Annotated in this window: 13 protein-coding genes; 7 read left to right on the top strand and 6 right to left on the bottom strand. The window is 72.6% G+C overall.

The window, feature by feature from the left end; translation table 11 throughout:
• Positions 1–74: 74 nt before the first annotated feature.
• Positions 75–533: a nucleoside deaminase gene (locus ITX44_RS38690; protein WP_236062436.1), complete on the bottom strand. Its 459-nt coding sequence runs from the start codon at positions 531–533 to the stop codon at positions 75–77.
• Between the two features lie 173 nt (positions 534–706).
• Between ITX44_RS38690 and ITX44_RS38685 the strand changes: the two genes are divergently transcribed.
• Positions 707–2,071 (top strand): PucR family transcriptional regulator, encoded by a 1,365-nt coding sequence (locus tag ITX44_RS38685; protein ID WP_307795688.1) that lies wholly within the window; start codon positions 707–709, stop codon positions 2,069–2,071.
• 103 nt (positions 2,072–2,174) lie between these two features.
• Here the strand turns inward: ITX44_RS38685 and ITX44_RS38680 are convergent, their stop codons facing one another.
• Entirely contained in the window at positions 2,175–3,668 is a 1,494-nt protein-coding gene (locus tag ITX44_RS38680; RefSeq protein ID WP_205364332.1) for a purine-cytosine permease family protein, read from the bottom strand.
• Positions 3,669–3,965: 297 nt separating this feature from the next.
• On the opposite strand from ITX44_RS38680, the gene ITX44_RS38675 reads away from it, so the two are divergent.
• The 3 genes from ITX44_RS38675 (at position 3,966) to ITX44_RS38665 (ending at position 13,436) form a co-directional block, all read left to right on the top strand.
• The gene (locus tag ITX44_RS38675; protein WP_205364330.1) at positions 3,966–8,099 is read left to right on the top strand and encodes a beta-galactosidase; all 4,134 of its coding nucleotides are present in this window, start codon (positions 3,966–3,968) and stop codon (positions 8,097–8,099) included.
• A gap of 372 nt (positions 8,100–8,471) precedes the next feature.
• Positions 8,472–9,812, top strand: coding sequence for an NAD(P)/FAD-dependent oxidoreductase (locus ITX44_RS38670; protein ID WP_307795687.1), 1,341 nt, complete (start codon positions 8,472–8,474; stop codon positions 9,810–9,812).
• 510 nt (positions 9,813–10,322) lie between these two features.
• Complete coding sequence (locus ITX44_RS38665; protein WP_205364326.1) at positions 10,323–13,436, top strand: alkaline phosphatase family protein; 3,114 nt, start codon at positions 10,323–10,325, stop codon at positions 13,434–13,436.
• A gap of 77 nt (positions 13,437–13,513) precedes the next feature.
• Here the strand turns inward: ITX44_RS38665 and ITX44_RS38660 are convergent, their stop codons facing one another.
• A complete protein-coding gene (locus ITX44_RS38660; RefSeq protein ID WP_205364324.1) occupies positions 13,514–14,143 on the bottom strand; it encodes a MarC family protein in 630 nt (209 codons plus the stop codon).
• 98 nt (positions 14,144–14,241) lie between these two features.
• Positions 14,242–14,775, bottom strand: coding sequence for a TerD family protein (locus ITX44_RS38655; RefSeq protein WP_205364322.1), 534 nt, complete (start codon positions 14,773–14,775; stop codon positions 14,242–14,244).
• Positions 14,776–15,017: 242 nt separating this feature from the next.
• Here ITX44_RS38655 and ITX44_RS38650 point away from each other — a divergent pair, with 242 nt between their 5' ends.
• From ITX44_RS38650 to ITX44_RS38640, 3 genes are all read left to right on the top strand, one after another.
• Positions 15,018–15,707 (top strand): pyridoxamine 5'-phosphate oxidase family protein, encoded by a 690-nt coding sequence (locus ITX44_RS38650; RefSeq protein WP_205364319.1) that lies wholly within the window; start codon positions 15,018–15,020, stop codon positions 15,705–15,707.
• 162 nt (positions 15,708–15,869) lie between these two features.
• Positions 15,870–16,772 (top strand): SCO2400 family protein, encoded by a 903-nt coding sequence (locus ITX44_RS38645; RefSeq protein WP_205364317.1) that lies wholly within the window; start codon positions 15,870–15,872, stop codon positions 16,770–16,772.
• A 142-nt stretch (positions 16,773–16,914) separates the two neighbouring features.
• Positions 16,915–18,120: a PP2C family protein-serine/threonine phosphatase gene (locus tag ITX44_RS38640; protein WP_307795686.1), complete on the top strand. Its 1,206-nt coding sequence runs from the start codon at positions 16,915–16,917 to the stop codon at positions 18,118–18,120.
• A gap of 184 nt (positions 18,121–18,304) precedes the next feature.
• Here the strand turns inward: ITX44_RS38640 and ITX44_RS38635 are convergent, their stop codons facing one another.
• A complete protein-coding gene (locus ITX44_RS38635; protein ID WP_205364313.1) occupies positions 18,305–19,090 on the bottom strand; it encodes a hypothetical protein in 786 nt (261 codons plus the stop codon).
• The gene (locus ITX44_RS38630; protein WP_205364311.1) at positions 19,087–19,656 is read right to left on the bottom strand and encodes a SigE family RNA polymerase sigma factor; all 570 of its coding nucleotides are present in this window, start codon (positions 19,654–19,656) and stop codon (positions 19,087–19,089) included. The genes ITX44_RS38635 and ITX44_RS38630 overlap by 4 nt, the downstream gene beginning before the upstream one ends.
• Between the last annotated feature and the right edge of the window lie 149 nt (positions 19,657–19,805).

Genomic DNA, 19,805 nt, shown 5'->3' with positions numbered 1-19,805 from the left:
TCGTACGGCGGTGTGCGGTGGTGTGCGGCGGTGCCTTACGCGGCGCGTTCCGCCGCGCGCCGGTCAGGGCGCCACTACCGCCCGATGTCCTCGTACCACAGCTCGGGCCGCGCGGCGATGAACTCCCGCATCAAAGCGGCGCATTCGGGATCGTCCAGCAGGGTGACGCGCACGCCGTGCGTCGCGAGCCACTCGTGGCCGCCGTGGAAGGTGCGGGCCTCGCCGATCACCACGTGGCCGATGCCGAACTGGCGGACCAGCCCGGAGCAGAACCAGCACGGCGACAGCGTGGTCACCATCGTGGTCCGGCCGTAGCCGCGCAGCCGGCCCGCCGCGCGGAACGCCGAGGTCTCGCCGTGCGCCGACGGGTCGCCGTCCTGCACCCGCCGGTTGCGGCCCCGGCCCAGCAACTCGCCGTCCGGCCCGAACAGCGCGGCACCGATCGGGATGCCGCCCTCGGCCAGCCCGTCCCGCGCCTCCTGGAGGGCCACCGCCAGCATCGCCGCCGGATCCGTGATCACCGCGTCCGTCATGCCTCCACTCTCGGGTCGGCGAAACACCTTCGCAACGTACGGAATGTACGCTCCGCAGCGCCGCCCGGCGGACAGCGCGGCGGCGCGAGGGCGTGTCGTGGTGGGCCCGTTCGGACGGGCCCGACGACACGGCCGGGGGTACCCCCACGAAGCCGTGGGGGAGTGCGTGCCAGGTGTCGCCGGCCGGGCGGGACTTCGCGGACACGTCCTGGGAGGTGGCGATGGTCCTCACCCTGCGGGAGATCCTGACGTTCGACGTGCTGGCCGCGGCCGGCGCGGAACTGCTGGCCGGGCAGGACGCGCTGGACCGGCCGGTGCGGTGGGTGCACTCCAGCGAGATATACGAGATCGGGCCGCTGCTGTCCGGCGGCGAGCTGCTGCTGACCACCGGCCTCGGCCTGGCGGGCGCCGACGCGGGCGCGTGCCGCCACTACGTCCGCGAGCTGGCCGAGCGCGGGGTGGCCGGGGTCGCCGTCGAACTCGGCCGTTCGCTGCCCGACATGCCGTACGCCATCCTGGACGAGAGCCGCCGGCGCCATCTGCCGCTGCTGGCGCTGCGGCAGGTCGTGCCCTTCATCCGCATCACCGAGGCGGTCAACACCGCGATCGTCACGGCCACCCTGACCGAACGGCCGCACCGGCCCGGCGCCGCCGCGGTGCTGGCCGACCTGGAGGCCGGCACCGCGCTCAGCCAGCAGGAGGTGACCGCCCGGCTGCGGGCCCTGCGCTTCCGCCCCGACCGCGCCCACCGCGTCATCGCCGCTGCCGCCCATCCGGCCGCCGGGACCTCGGCCCACACGCCCGGCCATCCGGGCGCCCCCGCCGCCGGCGCCCTGCTCGACCGCGCCGCCGACCTCCTCGGCGCCCCGCTCCTGCGCGACGCACTTGGCACCGCAGCACTTCTGACGGTTCCCCGGTCCGTCCCGGGCGACCCGGTGTGCGCGGCCCTGAGCGCGCTGGAAGCGGCGGGGACGGAGGCGGGCGCGGGGGGTGCGGGTGGCGCGCGAGTGCCGGGTACGTCTTCCGCCGCGGACCCGGGGGCCGCCGGGCTCACCCTCGCGCTCGGGCCGGCGGTACGCGCGGACGCCGGCTGGCGGCGGTGGGGGGAGAGCCTGCGCGAGGCCCGGATCGCGCTGCGGCTCGCGCTGACCGTGCCCATACCGCAGGCCCGGCGCACCGCGGGCGGCTCGGTCCTCACCACCTCACGGGCGCTGGCCCTGGAACGCGAACTGCTCGGCGACGGCCTGACCGCCGCCACCCGCGACCGGCTGGGCCGCCTGGTGGACCGGGCGCTGGGACCCCTGCTCGGCTGGGAGGCGGCCCATCCCAGCGACCTGGTGCACACCCTGGAGGTGCACCTGCGCAACGGATGCAGCCCCACCCGTACAGCGGCCCTCCTCCACGTCGGACGCCAGTCCCTCTACCAGCGCCTGGACCGCATCGAGTCGCTGCTCGGCCTGCGCGTCTCCGACCCCGACTCCCACGGCGAACTCCTGCTGGCCGCGTGCGCGCACCGATTGCTCCAGGCGGCGGACTGAGCCCCGGTGGCCGTCCGGGGATCGGCAACCGCCCCCGCCGGTGACACAGCCGTGGGGCCGGGCAGATCAAGCTGCCCGGCCCCGCGAGATCACGCACCCGGCCTTACGCCGGTTCCGGCTCCGCCGCCGTACGCACCCGCGGGGGGCGCCCGGTGGCCGGGCCCAGGCCCGGGACCTTGCGCAGCGCCAGGTAGAGCAGGCCGGCCACCACGAAGCCCGCCGCGAAGGCGATGTCACCGATCTGCGGGTAGTGCTTGGGCACCAGCCCGGTGAAGTCGGTCTGGTTGGAGAAGAGCAGCACGCCCGCGGCCGTGCCGGCGGCCATCGCGAGGGGGCCGGACCAGTTGCGGTAGGAGGGGTCGGCCAGCATCCGCGCGGTCTCCTCGTCCGGCCGGGTGCGGCCGAGCCACGCGTCGAGGAACACGATCGCCAGCCACGGCCCGATCCAGTACGTGATGACCAGCAGGAAGTTCTCGTAGCGCGAGCCGGAGTCGTGCAGTCCGCTCCACGCCACGAGCGTGCCCGCCACGCCGAAGACCAGGGCGACCGTGGCCCGGCGGACCGCCGCGGGCAGCTTGATGCCCATGGCGACGAAGGACAGCGCGCCGGAGTAGATGTTGAGCGCGTTCGCGGCGATCCCGCCCACCGCGATCGCCAGCAGTGTCAGCTTGCCCAGCCAGGTCGGCAGCGGGTGGATGAACGCGCCGGTCAGCGTGGCCCCCTTGGGCGCGACCAGGGTCGCCGAGGCGGCCCCGGCTATCTCCAGCACCACGCAGGAGACGAACACCCCGAGGCCCGGCCACAGCGCGACCTTCCAGCGGGCGGTGTCGCGGGCGAGGTAGCGGGTGTAGTCCGAGCCGTACGGGGTCCAGCCGGCCGCGTAGCCGAAGGCCGCGCCCAGGGTGAGCAGGAAGGCGCCCTTGAAGGCGTGCGAGCCGTCGGCCGCCGAGGGGTGCGACTTCGCCAGGATCACCACCGAGGTGACCAGGAAGATCGCGGTCAGCACCGGGAAGGTGTACCGCTCCGCGGTGTGGATGAAGTTGTGGCCGAGGAAGGCCACCGCGATCTGCACGATCACCACCACGAACAGGCACGGCAGCAGCCGCCAGTGCAGCAGCGTGTTCAGCGCGTAGGACGCGCTCACACTGTTGACGGCGAACCAGCCGATGCCGGCGCTCAGCGCGTTGAGCCCGGCCGGCAGGGCGTTGCCGAAGTAGCCGAAGGCGGAGCGGCCGGCCACCATCTGCGGGACGCCGAACCTGGGTCCGCGCAGGCCCAGGAAGCCGTGGGCGACCGCGCCGAGCCCCGTGCCGAGCACCACCGCCAGCACCGCTGGCCAGAAGCCGAGGCCGAAGATGCCCACCGCCAGCACGCCGATGAAGACGGTCGCGAACTCCATGTTGGGGCTGGTCCAGGTCCACAGCAGTTGCAGCGGACGGCCGTGCCGGCCCGCCGCCGGCACCGGTTCCGCGCCGGTGGGCTCCACGGCCAGTACGTGCTCGCCGTAGGCCACGATCTCGTCGGCCCCGGCCCGGACGGGAGCGGCGGCCGGTGGGCCGTCACCTCCGAGCGACGCGGGGGAGGGGGTTCTCGTCATGGAGACACTATGGGTGGTCGATTCACCCCGGTAAACGGGCAGGGCGTCGGCACTGCCGGGCCCGCCGGCGGACGTTCCGTACGCCCGCGGCACCCTTGCCCGGCCCGGTTTTCCCCGCCGTTTCGTGGCGGTTTCGCGCCGGAGTCTTGCGGGCCCGGGGGCAGGCTGTAACACTCCCTCACGAACCCACGAAACTGAACGTGTTAACGCACACAATCGCGCACCAATCTGGTCGCTTGTGATTGCTTGTGGGGACGTCGGAGAGCGACAAGGACGTCGAAGGACGTGGAGGTCGGGATGCGAACGCTTCACAAGGGCCGGGTCCTGCGCCGCTGCCTCGCGGTGGCGGCGGCGGTGGCCCTGACCCTGGGGGTGGGCCTGGACGCCGACGCGGTCGGCAGACCGCAGGGGGCCGCGCCCCCGCCGGCGGTCGCCGCCGCGGCACATACGCCGCACACGGTGACGTACGACGGCTACTCCTGGATGATCGACGGCAAGCGCACCTATCTGTGGTCGGGGGAGTTCCACTACTTCCGGCAGCCCAGCCAGGACCTGTGGCTCGACACTCTGCAGAAGATGAAGGCGGCCGGCTTCAACGCGGTCTCCCTGTACTTCGACTGGGGCTACCACTCCCCGGCCCCCGGGGTCTACGACTTCAGCGGCGTGCGCGACGTGGACAAGCTGCTCGACATGGCCGACCAGGTCGGCCTGTACGTGATCGCGCGCCCCGGCCCGTACATCAACGCCGAGGTCGACGGCGGCGGCTTCCCCGGCTGGCTGTCCACCAAGGCCGGGCACACCCGCACCTCCGACCCGGAGTACCTGAAGTACAGCGACGAGTGGCAGACCCAGATCGACCGGATCCTGGCCCGCCACCAGCTCACCGACGGCACCGGCTCGGTGATCCAGTACCAGGTGGAGAACGAGTACTACAACGGCAACGCGGCCGGGCGCACGTACATGAAGCACCTGGAGGACAAGGCCCGCGCCGACGGCATCACCGTGCCCCTGGTCGGCAACAACAACGGCACCTTCAACTCCGGTGACGCCGCCCTCGACGTGGACGCCGCCGACTCGTACCCGCAGGGCTTCAACTGCTCCAACCCCGCCAAGTGGAGCGGCGTCCCGGACATCAGTTACGACCACGTGCCCGGCAAGCCGCTGGCCACCGCCGAGTTCCAGGGCGGCGCCTTCGACCCGTGGGGCGGCCCCGGCTACGACAAGTGCGCCCAGCTCATCAACGACCAGTTCGCCGACGTGTTCTACAAGCAGAACATCGCCGTCGGCGCCACCTCGCAGAGCTTCTACATGACCTACGGCGGCACCAACTGGGGCTGGCTGGGCGAGCCGGAGAACTACACCTCGTACGACTACGGCGCCGCGATCCGGGAGAACCGCCAGCTCGACCCCAAGTACGGCCAGGACAAGCTGATCGGGTACTTCACCCAGTCGGTGGCCCCGCTCACCAAGACCGACGCGCTGCCGTCCACGCCCACCGACAACACCAAGGTCGTCGACACCGCCCGGATCAACCCCGACACGGGCACCCAGTTCCACGTCCTGCGGCACGCCGACTCCACCTCGACCGGCACCGACAGCACGCACCTGACCATCGACCTGGGCGCCCACTCCGGCTACACCTGGGACGACGCCGATCCGGCGCTGTCGTACGCCGGCTCCTGGTCGCACGTCGGCGCCGAGCAGAACTACACCGGCGGCGACTACCAGCACACCGAGTCGTTCAGCTCCACCGCCGGCGACAGCGTCACCGTGCCCTTCACCGGCACCGGCGTGAAGTGGATCAGCAACCTCGACGGCAACCACGGCATCGCCGACGTCTACCTCGACGGCACCAAGGTCAGCACCGTCGACCTGTACGGCGCGACCAAGCAGAACCAGTACGTCGCCTACCGGGCGAGCGGCCTCAGCGACGGCCCGCACACCCTGCGGATCCAGGTCACCGGGAACAGGAACTCCGCCGCGTCCGGCACCTTCGTCACCATCGACGCCATCGACGTGGCCAACGGCACCGCCGCCGCCGCGCCGGTCTACACGGTGCCGCAGCAGCCGGGCACGTCCCTGACCCTGAACGGCCGCGAGTCCGCGATCGTCGTCGCCGATTACGACCTCGGCGGCAACCAACTGCGCTACTCCACCTCGCAGATCATGACCAACGCCACCATCGGCGGCCGCGACGTCGCGGTGCTGTACGGCGACCACGGCTCCGACGGCGAGACCGTCCTGCACTACGCCGCCAAGCCCCAGGTCACCGCCACCGGCGGCGACGTCACCTCCACCTGGGACCCGGCCACCGGAGACCTGCGGCTGAACTACCGGCACACCGGGCTGACCCGGGTGACCGTCACCGGCGGCGCCCACCCGCTGCTCCTGCTGCTCGCCGACACCGACACCGCGCAGACCTTCTGGCGCCAGGACACCGCGCAGGGCCCGGTCCTGGTACGCGGCACGCACCTGCTGCGCGGCGCCACCGCCGGCGGCGGCGCCCTCGCCCTGACCGGCGACACCGGCACCGACGGCGGCGTCGAGGTCTTCACCGCCGCCGACTCGCTGAGCTGGAACGGCCGGCCCGTCGCCACCCACCGCACCGCCGACGGCAGCCTCACCGGCACCCTGCCGACCGCCGCCCCGATCACCCTGCCCGCCCTGACCGACTGGCGGCACGAGCAGGAGTCCCCCGAGGCCCAGCCCGGCTTCGACGACTCCACCTGGCAGGTGGCCGACAAGACCACCACCAACAGCATCACTTCGCCCGGCTCGCTGCCGGTGCTGTTCGCCGACGACTACGGCTTCCACACCGGCAGCACCTGGTACCGCGGCCGGTTCACCGGCACCGGCAAGGAGACGGGCATCACCCTGTCCACCCAGAGCGGCGGCAAGGCCGCGGCCTCCTCGGTGTGGCTCAACGGCACCTTCCTCGGCAGCTCCACCGCCGACGGCCAGAAGACGTACACCTTCCCGCCCGGCCTCCTGCACACCGGCGCGGACAACGTCCTGTCCGTGCTCACCGTCAACATGGGGCACGAGGAGGACTACAACGAGTCCAGCGGCAACAAGGCCGCCCGCGGCCTGACCGGCGCCATGCTCACCGGCGACCCGCTCAACACCGTCACCTGGCGACTCCAGGGCGTGCGCGGCGGCGAGAACCCCGTCGACACCGTCCGCGGCCCGCTGGCCACCGGCGGCCTCTACGGCGAGCGGGCCGGCTGGATGCTGCCCGGCCACCCCACCGGCAACTGGACCCCGGTCACCCTCCCGACCACCGACACCACGCCCGGCGTCTCCTGGTACGTCACCGACACCTCGCTGCACCTGCCGCAGGGCCAGGACACCTCGCTCGGCCTCACCTTCAACGACGACCCCGCCCGCAAGTACCGCGCCGAGATCTACGTCAACGGCTGGGACGTGGGCACGTACGTCAACTACCTCGGCCCGCAGCACAGTTTCCCGGTGCCGAACGGCATCCTGAACCCGCACGGCCGCAACACCATCGCACTGGCCGTGTGGAACCTCGACGGCAGCACCGGGGGCCTGGGCACGGTCGCCCTGACGAATTACGGCAGTTACGCCTCCTCGCTGACCGTCGCGCAGAACGACAGCCCGGGCTGGAACAACACCACGTACGCCATGCCCGCCCCGGCCGGCGCGCAGGTCGCCCTGCACGTCCCCGGATCGGCCGGCCCCGGCGCGACGTTCACCGCGACCGCGACCGTCTCGGTGCCCAAGAAGCAGACCACGGCCTACCACGTGAAGCCCGTGCTCAAGGCGCCGGCCGGCTGGACCGTCGGCAGCCCGGCACCGGCCGGCGTCGACCGGATCGACCCCGGCGGCTCGGCGACCTTCACCTGGCAGGTCACCGCACCCGCCACGCCCGACAAGGTCAGCCCGCTGACCGCCACGGCGGACTTCGTCCAGGGCGACCGCCCCGGCACCGCCTCCGACGAACGCGTCGTCACCGCGGTGCCGCCCGCACCCCCGGCCGGCACCGACCAGGTCAGCGACCTGCCGTTCCTGTCCGCCAGCAACGGATGGGGCCCGGTCGAACGCGACCAGAGCGTCGGCAACACCGCGGCGAACGACGGCACCCCGATCACCCTCGGCGGCACCGTCTACGCCAAGGGCCTGGGCACCAACTCGCCCAGCGACGTGCTGATCTACCTGGCCGGCCAGTGCACCAGGTTCACCGCCACGGTCGGCGTGGACCACGGCGACCCCGGCACCGTCACCTTCTCCGTCGTCCTCGACGGCAAGACCCTCACCACCACCCCGGTCCTGAACGGCAAGTCCGCGCCCGTCACCCTCGACGTCCCCGTCACCGGCGGCCAGGTCCTCGACCTCTCCGTCGGCGACGGCGGCGACGGCAACGGCAACGACCACGGCGACTGGGCCAACCCGGTGCTCACCTGCAACTGAGCACCCCTCCAGCGGGGCGCGGTCCCGTGCGTACGGTCGTCGTGGGGTCGACCGGGCGCACGGGGCCGCGCTTCGGCTTTCCGCCGGGGCTGTGGCGTGCTGGTTGACGGTACGCCGGGGGTACCCGAGGGGCGCGAGGCTGCGTTGAATTTGCGGCTGGCGCAACGTGGGCGCGACCGGTCCTCCCCCAGAGCCTTCGGCCTGGGAGGTACCCCCAGCCGGTGGCCGGTTGCTCGCGCCCACGCGGCGCCAGCCGCATATGGACTGCGGGCCCGCGCCCCTACGCGCCCGCGCTCTGGGCGGGGGCTGCCCGGCGGCCTAGGCTACGTGCCCATGGGATCTTCGCGGAGCGTGAGCGCGCCGGGACAAAGCGTGGCAGTGGTGATCGGCGGGGGCCTGGCCGGGCTGCTGGCGGCGTGGGCGCTGCGGGGGAGCGCCGAGCGGATCGTGGTCGTCGAACGGGACCGATACCCCGCGCGGCCGGAGCACCGCTCCGGCACCCCGCAGGGGCACCACGCCCACCTGGTGATGGACGGCGGGCGCCGGGCGATGGAGGAGTTGCTGCCCGGGATCGGCGCCGAACTCGATGCCCTCGGTGCCCGGCCGGTCGGCCTGCCCGGGGAACTCGACTGGTTCAGCGCGGTCGGCCGCATGCCCGTCTTCGATTCCGGGATCGCCTTCCTGTCCTGCACCCGGCCGCTGCTGGACCACGTGGTGCTGGAGCGGGTACGGGCCGAGCCGGCCATCGAGTTCCGCGAGGGCACGGTGGTGACCGGGCTGCTGGGCGGTCCGGACCGGATCACCGGCCTGCGGGTGCGGCCTCGCGGCACCGGTGGGCCCGAGGGCGCCGACGGCTCCTTCCCTGCCGACCGTTCCGGCGGCGAGAGCGAGATCCGCGCCGACCTGGTCGTCGACGCGTCCGGCCGGACCTCGGCGGTGCCGCGCTGGCTGGCCGCCCTCGGCTGCCCGGCCGTCCCCGAGGAACGCGTCGACCCGGGCATCGGCTACGCCAGCCGCCTCTACCGGCGCCCCGCCACTGCCTCCGCCGCCCTGCCCGCCACCTACGTGCAGACCAAGGCGCCGGACGACCCCCGCTTCGGCGTCCTCCTCCCGGTGGAGGGCGACCGCTGGCTCGTCACGGTCGGCGGCCTGCGCGGCGGCGAACCCGGGCCCGGCGAGGCCGGGTTCACCGCCCACCTCGACCGGCTGCGCGACCCCGCCCTGCGCGACCTCGTCCGTACCGCCGAACCCGCCGGTGAGGTCCGCGGTTTCCGCCCCGGCCCGTGCGTGCGCCGCCACTACGAGCGCCGCTGTCCGGACGGCCTGGTCGTCGTCGGCGACGCCGCCTGCACCTTCAACCCCGTTTACGGCCAGGGCATCTCGGCCGCGGCCTTCTGCGCCGTCGCCCTGCGCGACGCGGTCACCCGGCACGGCCTCGGCCCCCAAGCAGCCCGCCGGGCCCGCCGCGGCATCGCCGCCGCTTCCGCCGACGCCTGGCTCATCGCCAGCAGCGAGGACGTCCGCTTCCCCGCCACCACCGGCGGCCCCTCCGGCTCGGCCCTCCGCCTCCAACACGCCTACCTCGACCGCGTCCTGGCCCGCGCCCGCGTCGACCGCACCGCCTGCGCCGCCTTCGTCTCCGTCATGTCCCTCACCCGCCCGCCCACCCACCTCTTCCACCCCAAAATCCTCTGGTCGGTTCTGCGCGGCTGAGCGCCGGGGCTCAGCCCCGCGTGCCGGGTGAGGCAATGAGGTCGCGCGCGAATAGTGATGCGCGGTAATCCCTTTGGGGCGGTGGGCCGATTGCATGAGGTATCCGCAAGGCGGCGGGTGTCCTCCTCGCGGAAAGCGTCCGCAATGCTCCGCAGAACGACTTCGTCCTGTCCATGGCCGCGATCGGTGTAGGACACACCCTCAAGTCTCGGGCGGATTCCCTGAATTCAGCGCAAAAGGGGCGCCCGTGGAGTGCGGCGCAAGCCGTTGCACCTTCCATTGATGTTTGCCTGCCTGCCCAGGCGGCTTCACATCGCATCCATAGGTTTTCCTCACACGTGGCCTGTGCGGGACTGGCGGTATTCGGGTCGACCCGGCGCTGGACGGGGACCACGGCCTGGTGGTTCGACGGCGTGGTCGAACTGCTCCGAACAGAGCTTGAAGGGAACCTACATGCAGGTAGTACGTCAAAGACGGGAGAAGGTCCGCAGCGGCCCTCCCGTCAGAGTCATGGGCCGCAAGTCGGTGGTGGCGGTGGCAGTTGTTGCCGCCGCGGCCACGGGTACGGGTGTCGCGTTCGCTCAGACAAATCAGTTCGGTTTCACGCAGGTCGGCCAGACCACCGACCAGGGCCTGATGGTCTCCAGCGACCAGTACATCAAGCCGATCGGCCAGCGTCTGGTCATCCCGAACGGCAAGATCATGTCGTCCTCGGTGAGCCCGGACGGCACGCACCTCGCGGCCTCGCTCACCGACGGCGGGCAGGTGCTCGCCATCGTGGACCTGAAGACCTACAAGGTCCAGCAGTACGTCGGCGGCAACGCGCAGTCGGATCTGCGGATCAACGGCGGCGACGTGGGTCAGGAAGGCCCGACGTATTCGCCCGACGGCTCGCAGCTGTGGCTGGGCCGGACCGATGGCTACACCAAGTTCACCGTGAACGCGGACGGCAGCCTCGCGAACCCGACGAACATCAGCATTCCCGCGCAGGGCTCGAAGCACGCGCTGTCGGCCGCGCCGGTGTTCTCGGCCGACGGCAGGACCGCGTACGCCGCCGTCAACGGCCAGAACCGCGTGGTGGCCATCGACACGGCCACCGGGGCCGTCGGACAGAGCTGGGCCGTGGGCACCGCCCCGCGGGGCATGGTCCAGGTCGGGTCCAAGCTCTACGTCAGCAACGAGGGCGGCCGCCCGGCCAAGCCCATGCCCGGCAGCCTGCTCGACCAGGTCAACACGGTCACCGCGAGCGATCAGAACCCGCCCAACGAGATCGCCGTGAACCTCAAGGACCACGACCCGTCGACCAAGTGGCTGGCCCACAGCCCGACCGGCTGGGCGACCTACCAACTGGCCAAGCCCGAGGCGGTGGTGCAGTACTCGCTCACCTCCGCCAACGACTCGCCGGGCCGCGACCCCAAGGACTTCACCCTGCAGGGGTCGAACGACGGCAGCACCTGGACCGATCTGGACAAGCGCACGGGGCAGCGTTTCGACTCGCGGTACATCACCAAGAGCTACACCTTCAGCAACACCACCGCGTACAGCTACTACCGGCTGAACGTCACCGCGAACTACGGCGACCCGCTCCTCCAGCTCAGCGACTGGGACATCAGCGACTCGACCGCCCCGGCCGAGGCCACGCAGAACTCCTACGGCACCGCGGTGCCGGCCGATCCGAACGCGGGCAGCACCACCGGCACGGTCAGCGTGATCGACCTGGCGAACCCGACCGCCGCCGCGGCGAGCATTGACGTCGGCCTGCACCCGACCGCGGTGTACGCGAAGAACGGCGCGGTGTTCGTCACCAACACGAACGGCAACACGGTGTCCGTCATCGACAGCGCCAGCGACAAGGTCGTGCAGACCATCGCGACGCAGCCGTGGCCGGACGCCTCGGTCGGTTACGACCCGAACGCGGTGACGCTCACCGACGACGGCCACCTGCTGGTGACGCTCGGCCGGGCCAACGCCGTGGCCGTCTACAAGTACACGTCCGCGCGTGAGCCGGTCGCCTACGTCGGCCTGCTCCCGACCGACTACTACCCCGCGGAGATCGCCACTTCCGGCGACGACGTGGTGGTCTCCAACACCCGCGGCATCGACGCCCTGCGCAACACCAGCAGGCACAACAGCCACGACACGACCTCGAGCCTGACGCGGTTCGCCCTGCCCAGCGACAGTGCCATCAAGGGTTACACCGCCAAGGTGTTCGCCCAGAACGGCTGGATCGGCAACTCGGTCAAGCAGAGCAACGGCAACCCCGACGTGGCGCCGGTGCCGGTCCCGGTGAAGATCGGTGACCCGTCGACGATCAAGTACGTGTACCTGGTCGTCAAGGAGAACCGGACCTACGACCAGGTCTACGGCGACATGCCGCAGGGCAACGGGGACCCGTCGCTGACCGACTACGGCGCGAACGTGACGCCGAACCAGCACGCGCTGGCCACGCAGTTCGGGCTGTACGACAACTTCTACGACCCGGCGACGAACTCGGCCGAGGGGCACAGCTGGCTGATGCAGGCCGACGACCCGGAGTACACCGAGTCCACCGCCGGCGAGTACCAGCGCAGCTACGACAGCTACAACGACGTCCTGGGCCACCAGGCGTCCGGGTTCATCTGGACCGGTGCCGAGGCGGCCGGCAAGACGGCGCGGGACTTCGGCGAGTACCAGATGCAGTCCAACAACAAGCCGGCCGCGGCGTCCTGGCAGAACCTGTACTGCGACAGCAAGAACATGGCGGCCGACCCCACGGCGACCACCGCGTACCCGATGTACTCGAACGTGGACATCCCCTCGCTCGACGCCATCTCGGTGCACGACTTCCCCGGCGGCGACCTGGCCATCCCGGACAACTACCGGTACCAGATCTGGAAGCAGGACTTCGAGAAGAACGGCCCTGCGAACCTGAACATGATGTGGCTGCCCGACAACCACACCGGCGGCCCTGTCACCGGGCCCGCCCAGGTCGCGGACAACGACCTGGCCCTCGGCAAGCTGGTCGACACCATCTCGCACAGCAAGTACTGGAAGCAGTCGGCGATCTTCGTCGTCGAGGACGACGCCCAGGCCGGCGTCGACCACGTCGACGGGCACCGGGCCCCGATCCAGGTCATCAGCCCCTGGGCCCAGCACGGGACCGTGGACAGCCACTACTACTCCCAGGCCACCATGATGCGCACCATCGAGCAGATCCTCGGCATCCACCCGCTCAACCAGGTGGACGCCGCGGCCAGCCCGATGAGCGGGGCGTTCACCGACACGCCCGACTACACGCCGTTCAACGTGGTGCCCAACCGCACGTCGCTGACCCTGGGCCTGTCCACCCCGCCGTCGTGCGGCGCCGACACCCCGGCGGCGCAGAGCCCGACCGCGGCACCCGCGCCGACCACGGCCGCGGTCCCCTCCGCGGAGCAGAACGTGGCCGCGCAGTGGCAGACCTGGAAGGCGTCGCAGCCGTTCGTCGGGAACAACGCCAAGGTCGACACCGCGCCGCCGGAGCAGATGAACCGCTTCAGCTGGTACGAGGCGACCGGCTGGACCAAGCCCTACCCCGGCGACACCAAGATCTACGCCCCGAACCAGGTGCCCGGCGCCGCCATCCCCGGCTCCGACACCGACTGACCCGCACCTGACGAACAAACACCAGGACGGCCCGCCGGAACCCCGGCGGGCCGTCCGCTTCGGCGCCCGGCGCGGCCTCAGCCGCGCTTGCCCAGCGAGCGCACCCCCAGTTCGAACAGCCCGCCCAGCACGAGCTCCACACCGACCGCCGCGAGCAGCAGCCCGATCAGCCGGGCGAGCAATTCGATGAGCGTGTGATGCGTACGCCGCAGCAGCGTCCCGAGCAGCAGCACGCACACCAGATCCACCGCGATCACCGACACGTACGCCCCCACCACGGTCGACCGCCAGCTCCACGCGTTCCGTTCGGCCGCCTCGATCAGCACGGCCGTCAGCGCCAGCGGGCTGACGACGTACGGCATCAGCAGTTCCCGTACGCCGCTGGACAGATCCGGCGGCTCCCCCTCCTCGCCGCTCACCCCGACGTGAATGCCCAGCACCAATCCCACGGCATAAAGAAAGAAGATCACCCCACCGGCCAGCGCCAGCGCCGCCGTTGAAATATGGAACAACTCCAGCAGCCACGGCGCCGTGATCCCGGCCACCACTCCCACCACCACGGCCACACCCGACGACACCACCGCAATGGCCTGAAGCTGCCGCTGCTCGTGATGCCTGGCGATTGCCGCAAAGGCCAGCAACACCTTGGGCGGCCCGATCACCGAGAAGAAGGTGATGAACGCCGCGGAATAGGTGAGAGTGATCATAAACGCATCATGACCACCCCACCCCCGTACCCCCGGCATTGACGCCGTTCACCACGAGCGGGAGGACCGCCGCCGGGCGCCGGTCCTGTGGGCTGCCGTCAGGCCCCCGGCCGGCTGCCCATCGTCCGCGCGAACGACTGCGGGTCCGTGTCGAACCCGCGTACCAGCCGCCGGAACTCCCAGTCCCCGGACCGGTTGCGGATGAACTCCCCGACGGTCGCGGCCGTGGCGTCGGCCACCTCCGTGAAGTCCACGTCGGTCAGTTGTGTGTACCCCTCGATGACCTTCGCCCCGGGATTCGCCACGTCGGCGAACGTGATGTGCGCGGCCCGCTGCTGAATGGCCACCCCCACCACGACCCGCCCGTACTCCGTGCTGAGCCGGCCCGGCTCCAGCGTCATGATCTCGTCGGCGCCCAGCCCCTTGCCGGTCCTGTTGTCGTGGTCGAGAAAGATCGTGCCGTCCGGCGACCTGCTGTCGAAGTGCACCAGGTACGCCGGTTCCCCCGTCGGATCCGCAGCGAAATAGGTAGCGGCCACCAGGTCCAGGTCGTGATCCACCTGACCCTTGGCGCTCGGGTCCCACCTGAGCTGGACCTGCACCCGGCCGATTCCCTTGTTGAATGTGCTCACATATCCTCTTTCGGCCCCGGGACCACCGAGGCGGCCCCCGTCCTGCTTCCTGCCCCTTGCCTGCCGGATGCCCCCCGGCACCGGTCGGATACCGTCGATTACCCGCCGAAATCCGCTACTGACGGTACGCTGTACCGGGCCGCCGTGTACCGTCGTTTTTCCTTCCGATTACCCGGCGCCTCCCCTCCGCCGCCGCGAACGCGCCATTGTCTTTTGCCGGGCGGCTTCTACGATGAGGCGTCATGACCGGTGACCCGCCCTCCCGCCCCCTGCCGCGGACCCCGCGGACGCAGCTGCACCGGATGCGGGAACGGGCCGGCCGCGACCGGGCCGACCTCGACGCGGTGCTCGCCGCGGGCTTCGTGTGCCACCTCGGCGTGGTGGTGGACGGCGCCCCCCGCGTGCTGCCCACCCTCTACGGCACCGATGGCGACACCCTCTACCTGCACGGATCGGTGGCCGCCCGCAGCCTGGCGGAGTCGCCGGGCGCCACGGTCTGCGTGACCGTGACGCATGTGGACGGCCTGGTGCTGGCCCGCTCCGTCTTCGAACACAGCGTCAACTACCGCAGTGCGATGGTCTACGGAGTGCCGCGTACGGTGACCGACCCGGAGGAGAAGCTCGCCGGCCTGCGCTGCCTCACCGAACAGGCCGCGCCCGGCCAGTGGGACTACGCCCGGCGGCCCAGCCGCAAGGAACTCGCCGCCACCTCGCTGCTGGCCCTCGCCCTCGACGAGGCCTCCGTCAAGATCCGCACCGGCCCGCCCGACGACGGCGACGGCCCGGACGCCGCGCTCGGCCTGTGGGCCGGCGTGCTGCCCCTGCACACCTCCTGGGGCGCCCCACAGCCCGACCCGCTCCTTCCGCCCGACTTGCCGCCGCCCCCGCACATCGGCGACCGGGCCGCGCCCGGCCCCGTAACTCCCCGCTGACCAGGCCGAATTGGCCTGTGCCTCCCGATCTTTGCAAGAGCACCACAAGTGCCGCGCAATCTCTCCAGAGGTGACTGTTAGCGTTTCGGGCTGCCCGGTCGCGGGCGAACGTGAGTACGCGGCCGCCCCGGGGGCGGCGCCGTCGGCACAGAAAGACCGCGAATGGACCACTGCTCCTCATGCCGCCGCATCCTCAACGGTGCGCTGGTGTGCCCCGACTGCGGCGCCTACGCCCCGGACATAGACCCGCACCGCGCCGGCTCGCGGGCCCGCCGGTCGAGCGCGGGAGCGGACGGTACGGGGGAGGCGCCGGCCGCTGCGGTCGGGCTCGGACCCGTTGCGGTGGTGGAACGGAACGCCGCCACCAAGTCCGAGGCCGAACCCGTCACCGAGGCGCGGACCGCCTCGGACCGGGCCGACGGCGAGGAGCGGCCGGCGCGGGCCGCGGACCCGGATGGGCCGGACGGCCCGGACAGTTCGGACGACGGGTATGACGGCGCCGCGGACGAGGCCGAGCTGTCGGAGCTGCCGGAGCTCCACACCGGTCGCGCCGGCCGGCGGCTCCAGGTCGCGCGGTGGACGCGCGGGCGGCGCCGGGCCGCGGCGGCGACCGCGCTCGCACTGCTCGGCGGCGGGATCACCGTGGGCGCGATGTCCGCCGGATCGGCCAAGGCGCCCCGTACGGCGTCGGCGCCGGACGACCCCACGTCCTCGGGCGCCGCCACCGCTCCTCCCGCCGCCGCGCCCACGCATGCGAGCCCGTTCCCCGTCACCCCCTACGCTCCGTCCCCGGCCCCCGGCGGAGCCGGCCGCCTGTCCCCGGCCCCCGGCGGCCCCTACCTCCCGCCGCCGGCCGTCACTCCGCGCACCCCGGCGACGACCTGGCGCACCGCGCACGGCACCGTCGTCGACGGCCCCACCACCGCGACCACCTCGGCCCGGCCCGCTTCCCCCGCCCCAACGCCGACCGCGACCACCACCACCACCGCCGCGCCGCCCGCGGGCTCCCCGACGCCGAGCGCCACCCAGCCGCACCTGTGCCTGCTGCACATCTGTCTGCACTGAACCGCGACAATTCCCCTGCCCGGCGTGTGCGAAACGGGACAAGAGTCGCACAATGGAAAGCGGACCACGGCGCTCAGCGCCGCACGGCACGCACGGACACGGAGACGGGTACGGGTACGGACGGGCACGACAGGGACGACGGGTGCGACGGGTGCGCCGGCTGACCGGGCAGTCCCGGCCGCAGGCGGACACCGCGTGGTCCTGGCAGTCGAACCGGGGCCTGGTGCTGATACCGCTCGCTCTCATCGTGATCATCACGGCGGCCGACATCGCCTCGCCGCAGCAGATCCACCTGGGTCCGCTGCTGGTGGTGGCCCCTGCCCTGACCGCGTCCTTCGGCGGCTCGCGGCTCACCGCCGCCATCGGCGCGCTGGCCACCGGGGGCCTGCTGACCATCGCCCTGGTGCGCAACAGCATCAGCACGGGCAACCACATCAGTCAGCTCGTGTCGCTGGTGGTGATCTCGGCGTTCATCGTGCTTCTCTGCCGGGTGCGCGAGCGGCACAGCGCGGAGCTCAGACAGGTGCGGTCCGTCGCGGAGGCGGCCCAGCAGGTGGTGCTCCAGCCGCTGCCGGACCGGATCGGCCCGCTGCGGATCGCGGTGTCGTACCAGGCGGCTGCCGACCAGGCCCGCATCGGCGGGGACCTGTACGCGGCCGAGCGCAGCCACACCGGGACGAGGCTGCTCATCGGTGACGTCCGCGGCAAAGGACTGACGGCGGTGGACGACGCCGACCTGCTGCTCGGCGCCTTCCGCAGCGCCGCCCACCGGCAACTGCCGCTGCCCGCGCTGCACGCCGACCTGGAGGCCGCGGTCTGCTGGGGGCTGTCCCAGCCCGGCCGCAAGGGGCCGGACGCCGAGGAGTGCTTCATCACCGCCGCGCTGCTCGACGTGGCGGACGACGCGCCGCTGGTCCAGGTCCTCAACAGCGGCCACCCCGCGCCGCTGCGGCTGCACGACGGCCGGGTCAGCGTCCTGTCCCCGCGGCAGCCCGCGCCGCCGATCGGCGTGTGCCTGCCGCAGGCCCCCCTCGCCCGGGCCAACGCCTTCCCCTTCCACCCCGGCGACCTGCTGCTCCTCTACACCGACGGCGTCACCGAGGCCCGCGACGCCACCGGCCGGTTCTACCCGCTGGCCGAGCGCGCCCTCGCCCTCGCCACCCCCGGCTGCGACCCGGCCGAGCTGGTCGCCCTGCTGAGCGAGGACCTGCTGCTGCACACCCAGGGCAACCTCAACGACGACGCCGCGCTGGTCGCGGTCCGCCGTGAGCCGGTCACCGACGAGAGCCGCGCCGAGGCGATGCCGCGGCCCCGGCCGTACGCGGCCGACCGGCTGCCGTGCAGGTGAACCGCCCGAAGCCGGCTGCGCAACCGACCGCGCAACCGGCCCGGAGCGTGAGCCCGGAGCCCGGGCGCCCGGCGCCCGGGAGCCGGCGGCCTCGGGGGCGGTCCCGCCACGGCCTCGAGCAGGAGCTGCGGCGCGCAAGGGACGGACGGGTCGGGCAGCGGATCGCCGGCCGTCGAGGTACCGCTCAGCGCCACTCGGTCTCGCGGCTGACCAGGTGGTGGCGGGCGTCGTACTGGTCGACGGAGACGATGGTGCGCCCGTCGGGGATGGCCACCACCCAGCACCGGTAGGTGGTGCCTGGGGCGGTGACGGTTTGCCCGGTCAGCGCCGTGCCGTCGTCCAGGGTGACCGTGCCGGAGGCGATGCCCGGCCCGGGATCGGCCACGAACAGTCGGGTGCCGGACGTGCCCTTGTCGTGCAGCCCCCACAGCCCCTCGTCGCCGCCGTCCCGCGGGTCCCGGGCGCCGTCGACCTCGGTGCAGCCGGCCCAGAGCCCGGCCTGGTGGTCGATCTGCACGTGGCCGATGAACATGCGCCGGCAGATCAGCGAGGTCCCGGCCGCGGCGGACGCGCCGGACAGGAAGTCGGCCGCGGCGGACGGCGGCAGTTGCGGGTAGTACTCCACGGTCACCGACCACGTCGTGCCGTCCAGCGCGCCGTGGCCGGCCGACACGGTGACCGGCCGCTCCGCGGGTGGCCGGACGTGCTCGGGCGTGGGGACGGCCGGGGACGGCAGGGGCCGCGCGGGTCCGTCGCCACCGCGTCCGGCCAGCGGTACGGTCAGGCCGGCGACGGCGAGGACGCAGGCGGCCGCGGCCAGTACGGCGGCCCGGCGGCGGCGCGCCTTGCGGGCCCGGCCGGCCGCCAGGACGCGGTCCACGGGTGCGGGCGGGGGCACATACCCGTCGACCGCGCGGGCGAGTGCGGCCCGCAGCCGCGGCTCGTCGTCCGGGTCCAGGTCAAGGTTCATCGCGGGTCTCCAAGGCCGCTGGGCAGCGGGTGGTCGGCGAGGGCGGGATGGGCGCGCAGCTTGGCCAGCGCACGCGACGCCTGGCTCTTCACGGTGCCCACCGAGCAGCCGAGCGTCGCCGCCACCTCCTCGGCCGCCAGATCGTCCCAGTAGCGCAGCACCACCACCGCGCGCTGCCGCTCCGGCAGGTCGGCCAGTGCCCGCAGCAGGGCGTCCCGGTCGTCGCCGGCCGCCGGACCGCGCGTCGCGGGGGTGTCGGGCAGCGACGGGAGCAGCAGGTGCACCACCCGGCGTCTGCGGTACCGGCTGCGGTTGGTGTTCACCAGCGCCCGCCGCACGTACTGCTCGGCGGTCTCCGGGCGCACCCGCCGCCAGTGGGGGAAGACCTTCACCAGCGTGCTCTGCACCAGGTCCTCCGCCTCGTGGAAGTCGCCGGTGAGCAGGTACGCGGTGTGGGTCAGCGCACGCCAGCGGGCGGCCACGAACAGGCTGAACTCCGCGTCCTGGTCCGCGTCCGTATCCGGGTCCGGTCCGTCGGCCGCGGCGCGGCGGTCAGATGAGTGCACTGCGGGAGTGTCCCGTCCTTCGTCACGTGGGGGGTGTTCGCGGGGTGCCGCCCGGTGCGGTACGCCGGCGCGGCGGCCGCGCCGGGCACGGCCGCGGGTGGTGCGCGAGGGCTCCCGCGGTCGTGCCCGGCAGGCGGCGCCGCGGCTCA

It is taken from the genome of Actinacidiphila acididurans (assembly GCF_016918855.1).
Lineage (GTDB): Bacteria > Actinomycetota > Actinomycetes > Streptomycetales > Streptomycetaceae > Actinacidiphila > Actinacidiphila acididurans.
This window is presented reverse-complemented; position numbering and strand designations above follow the sequence as displayed.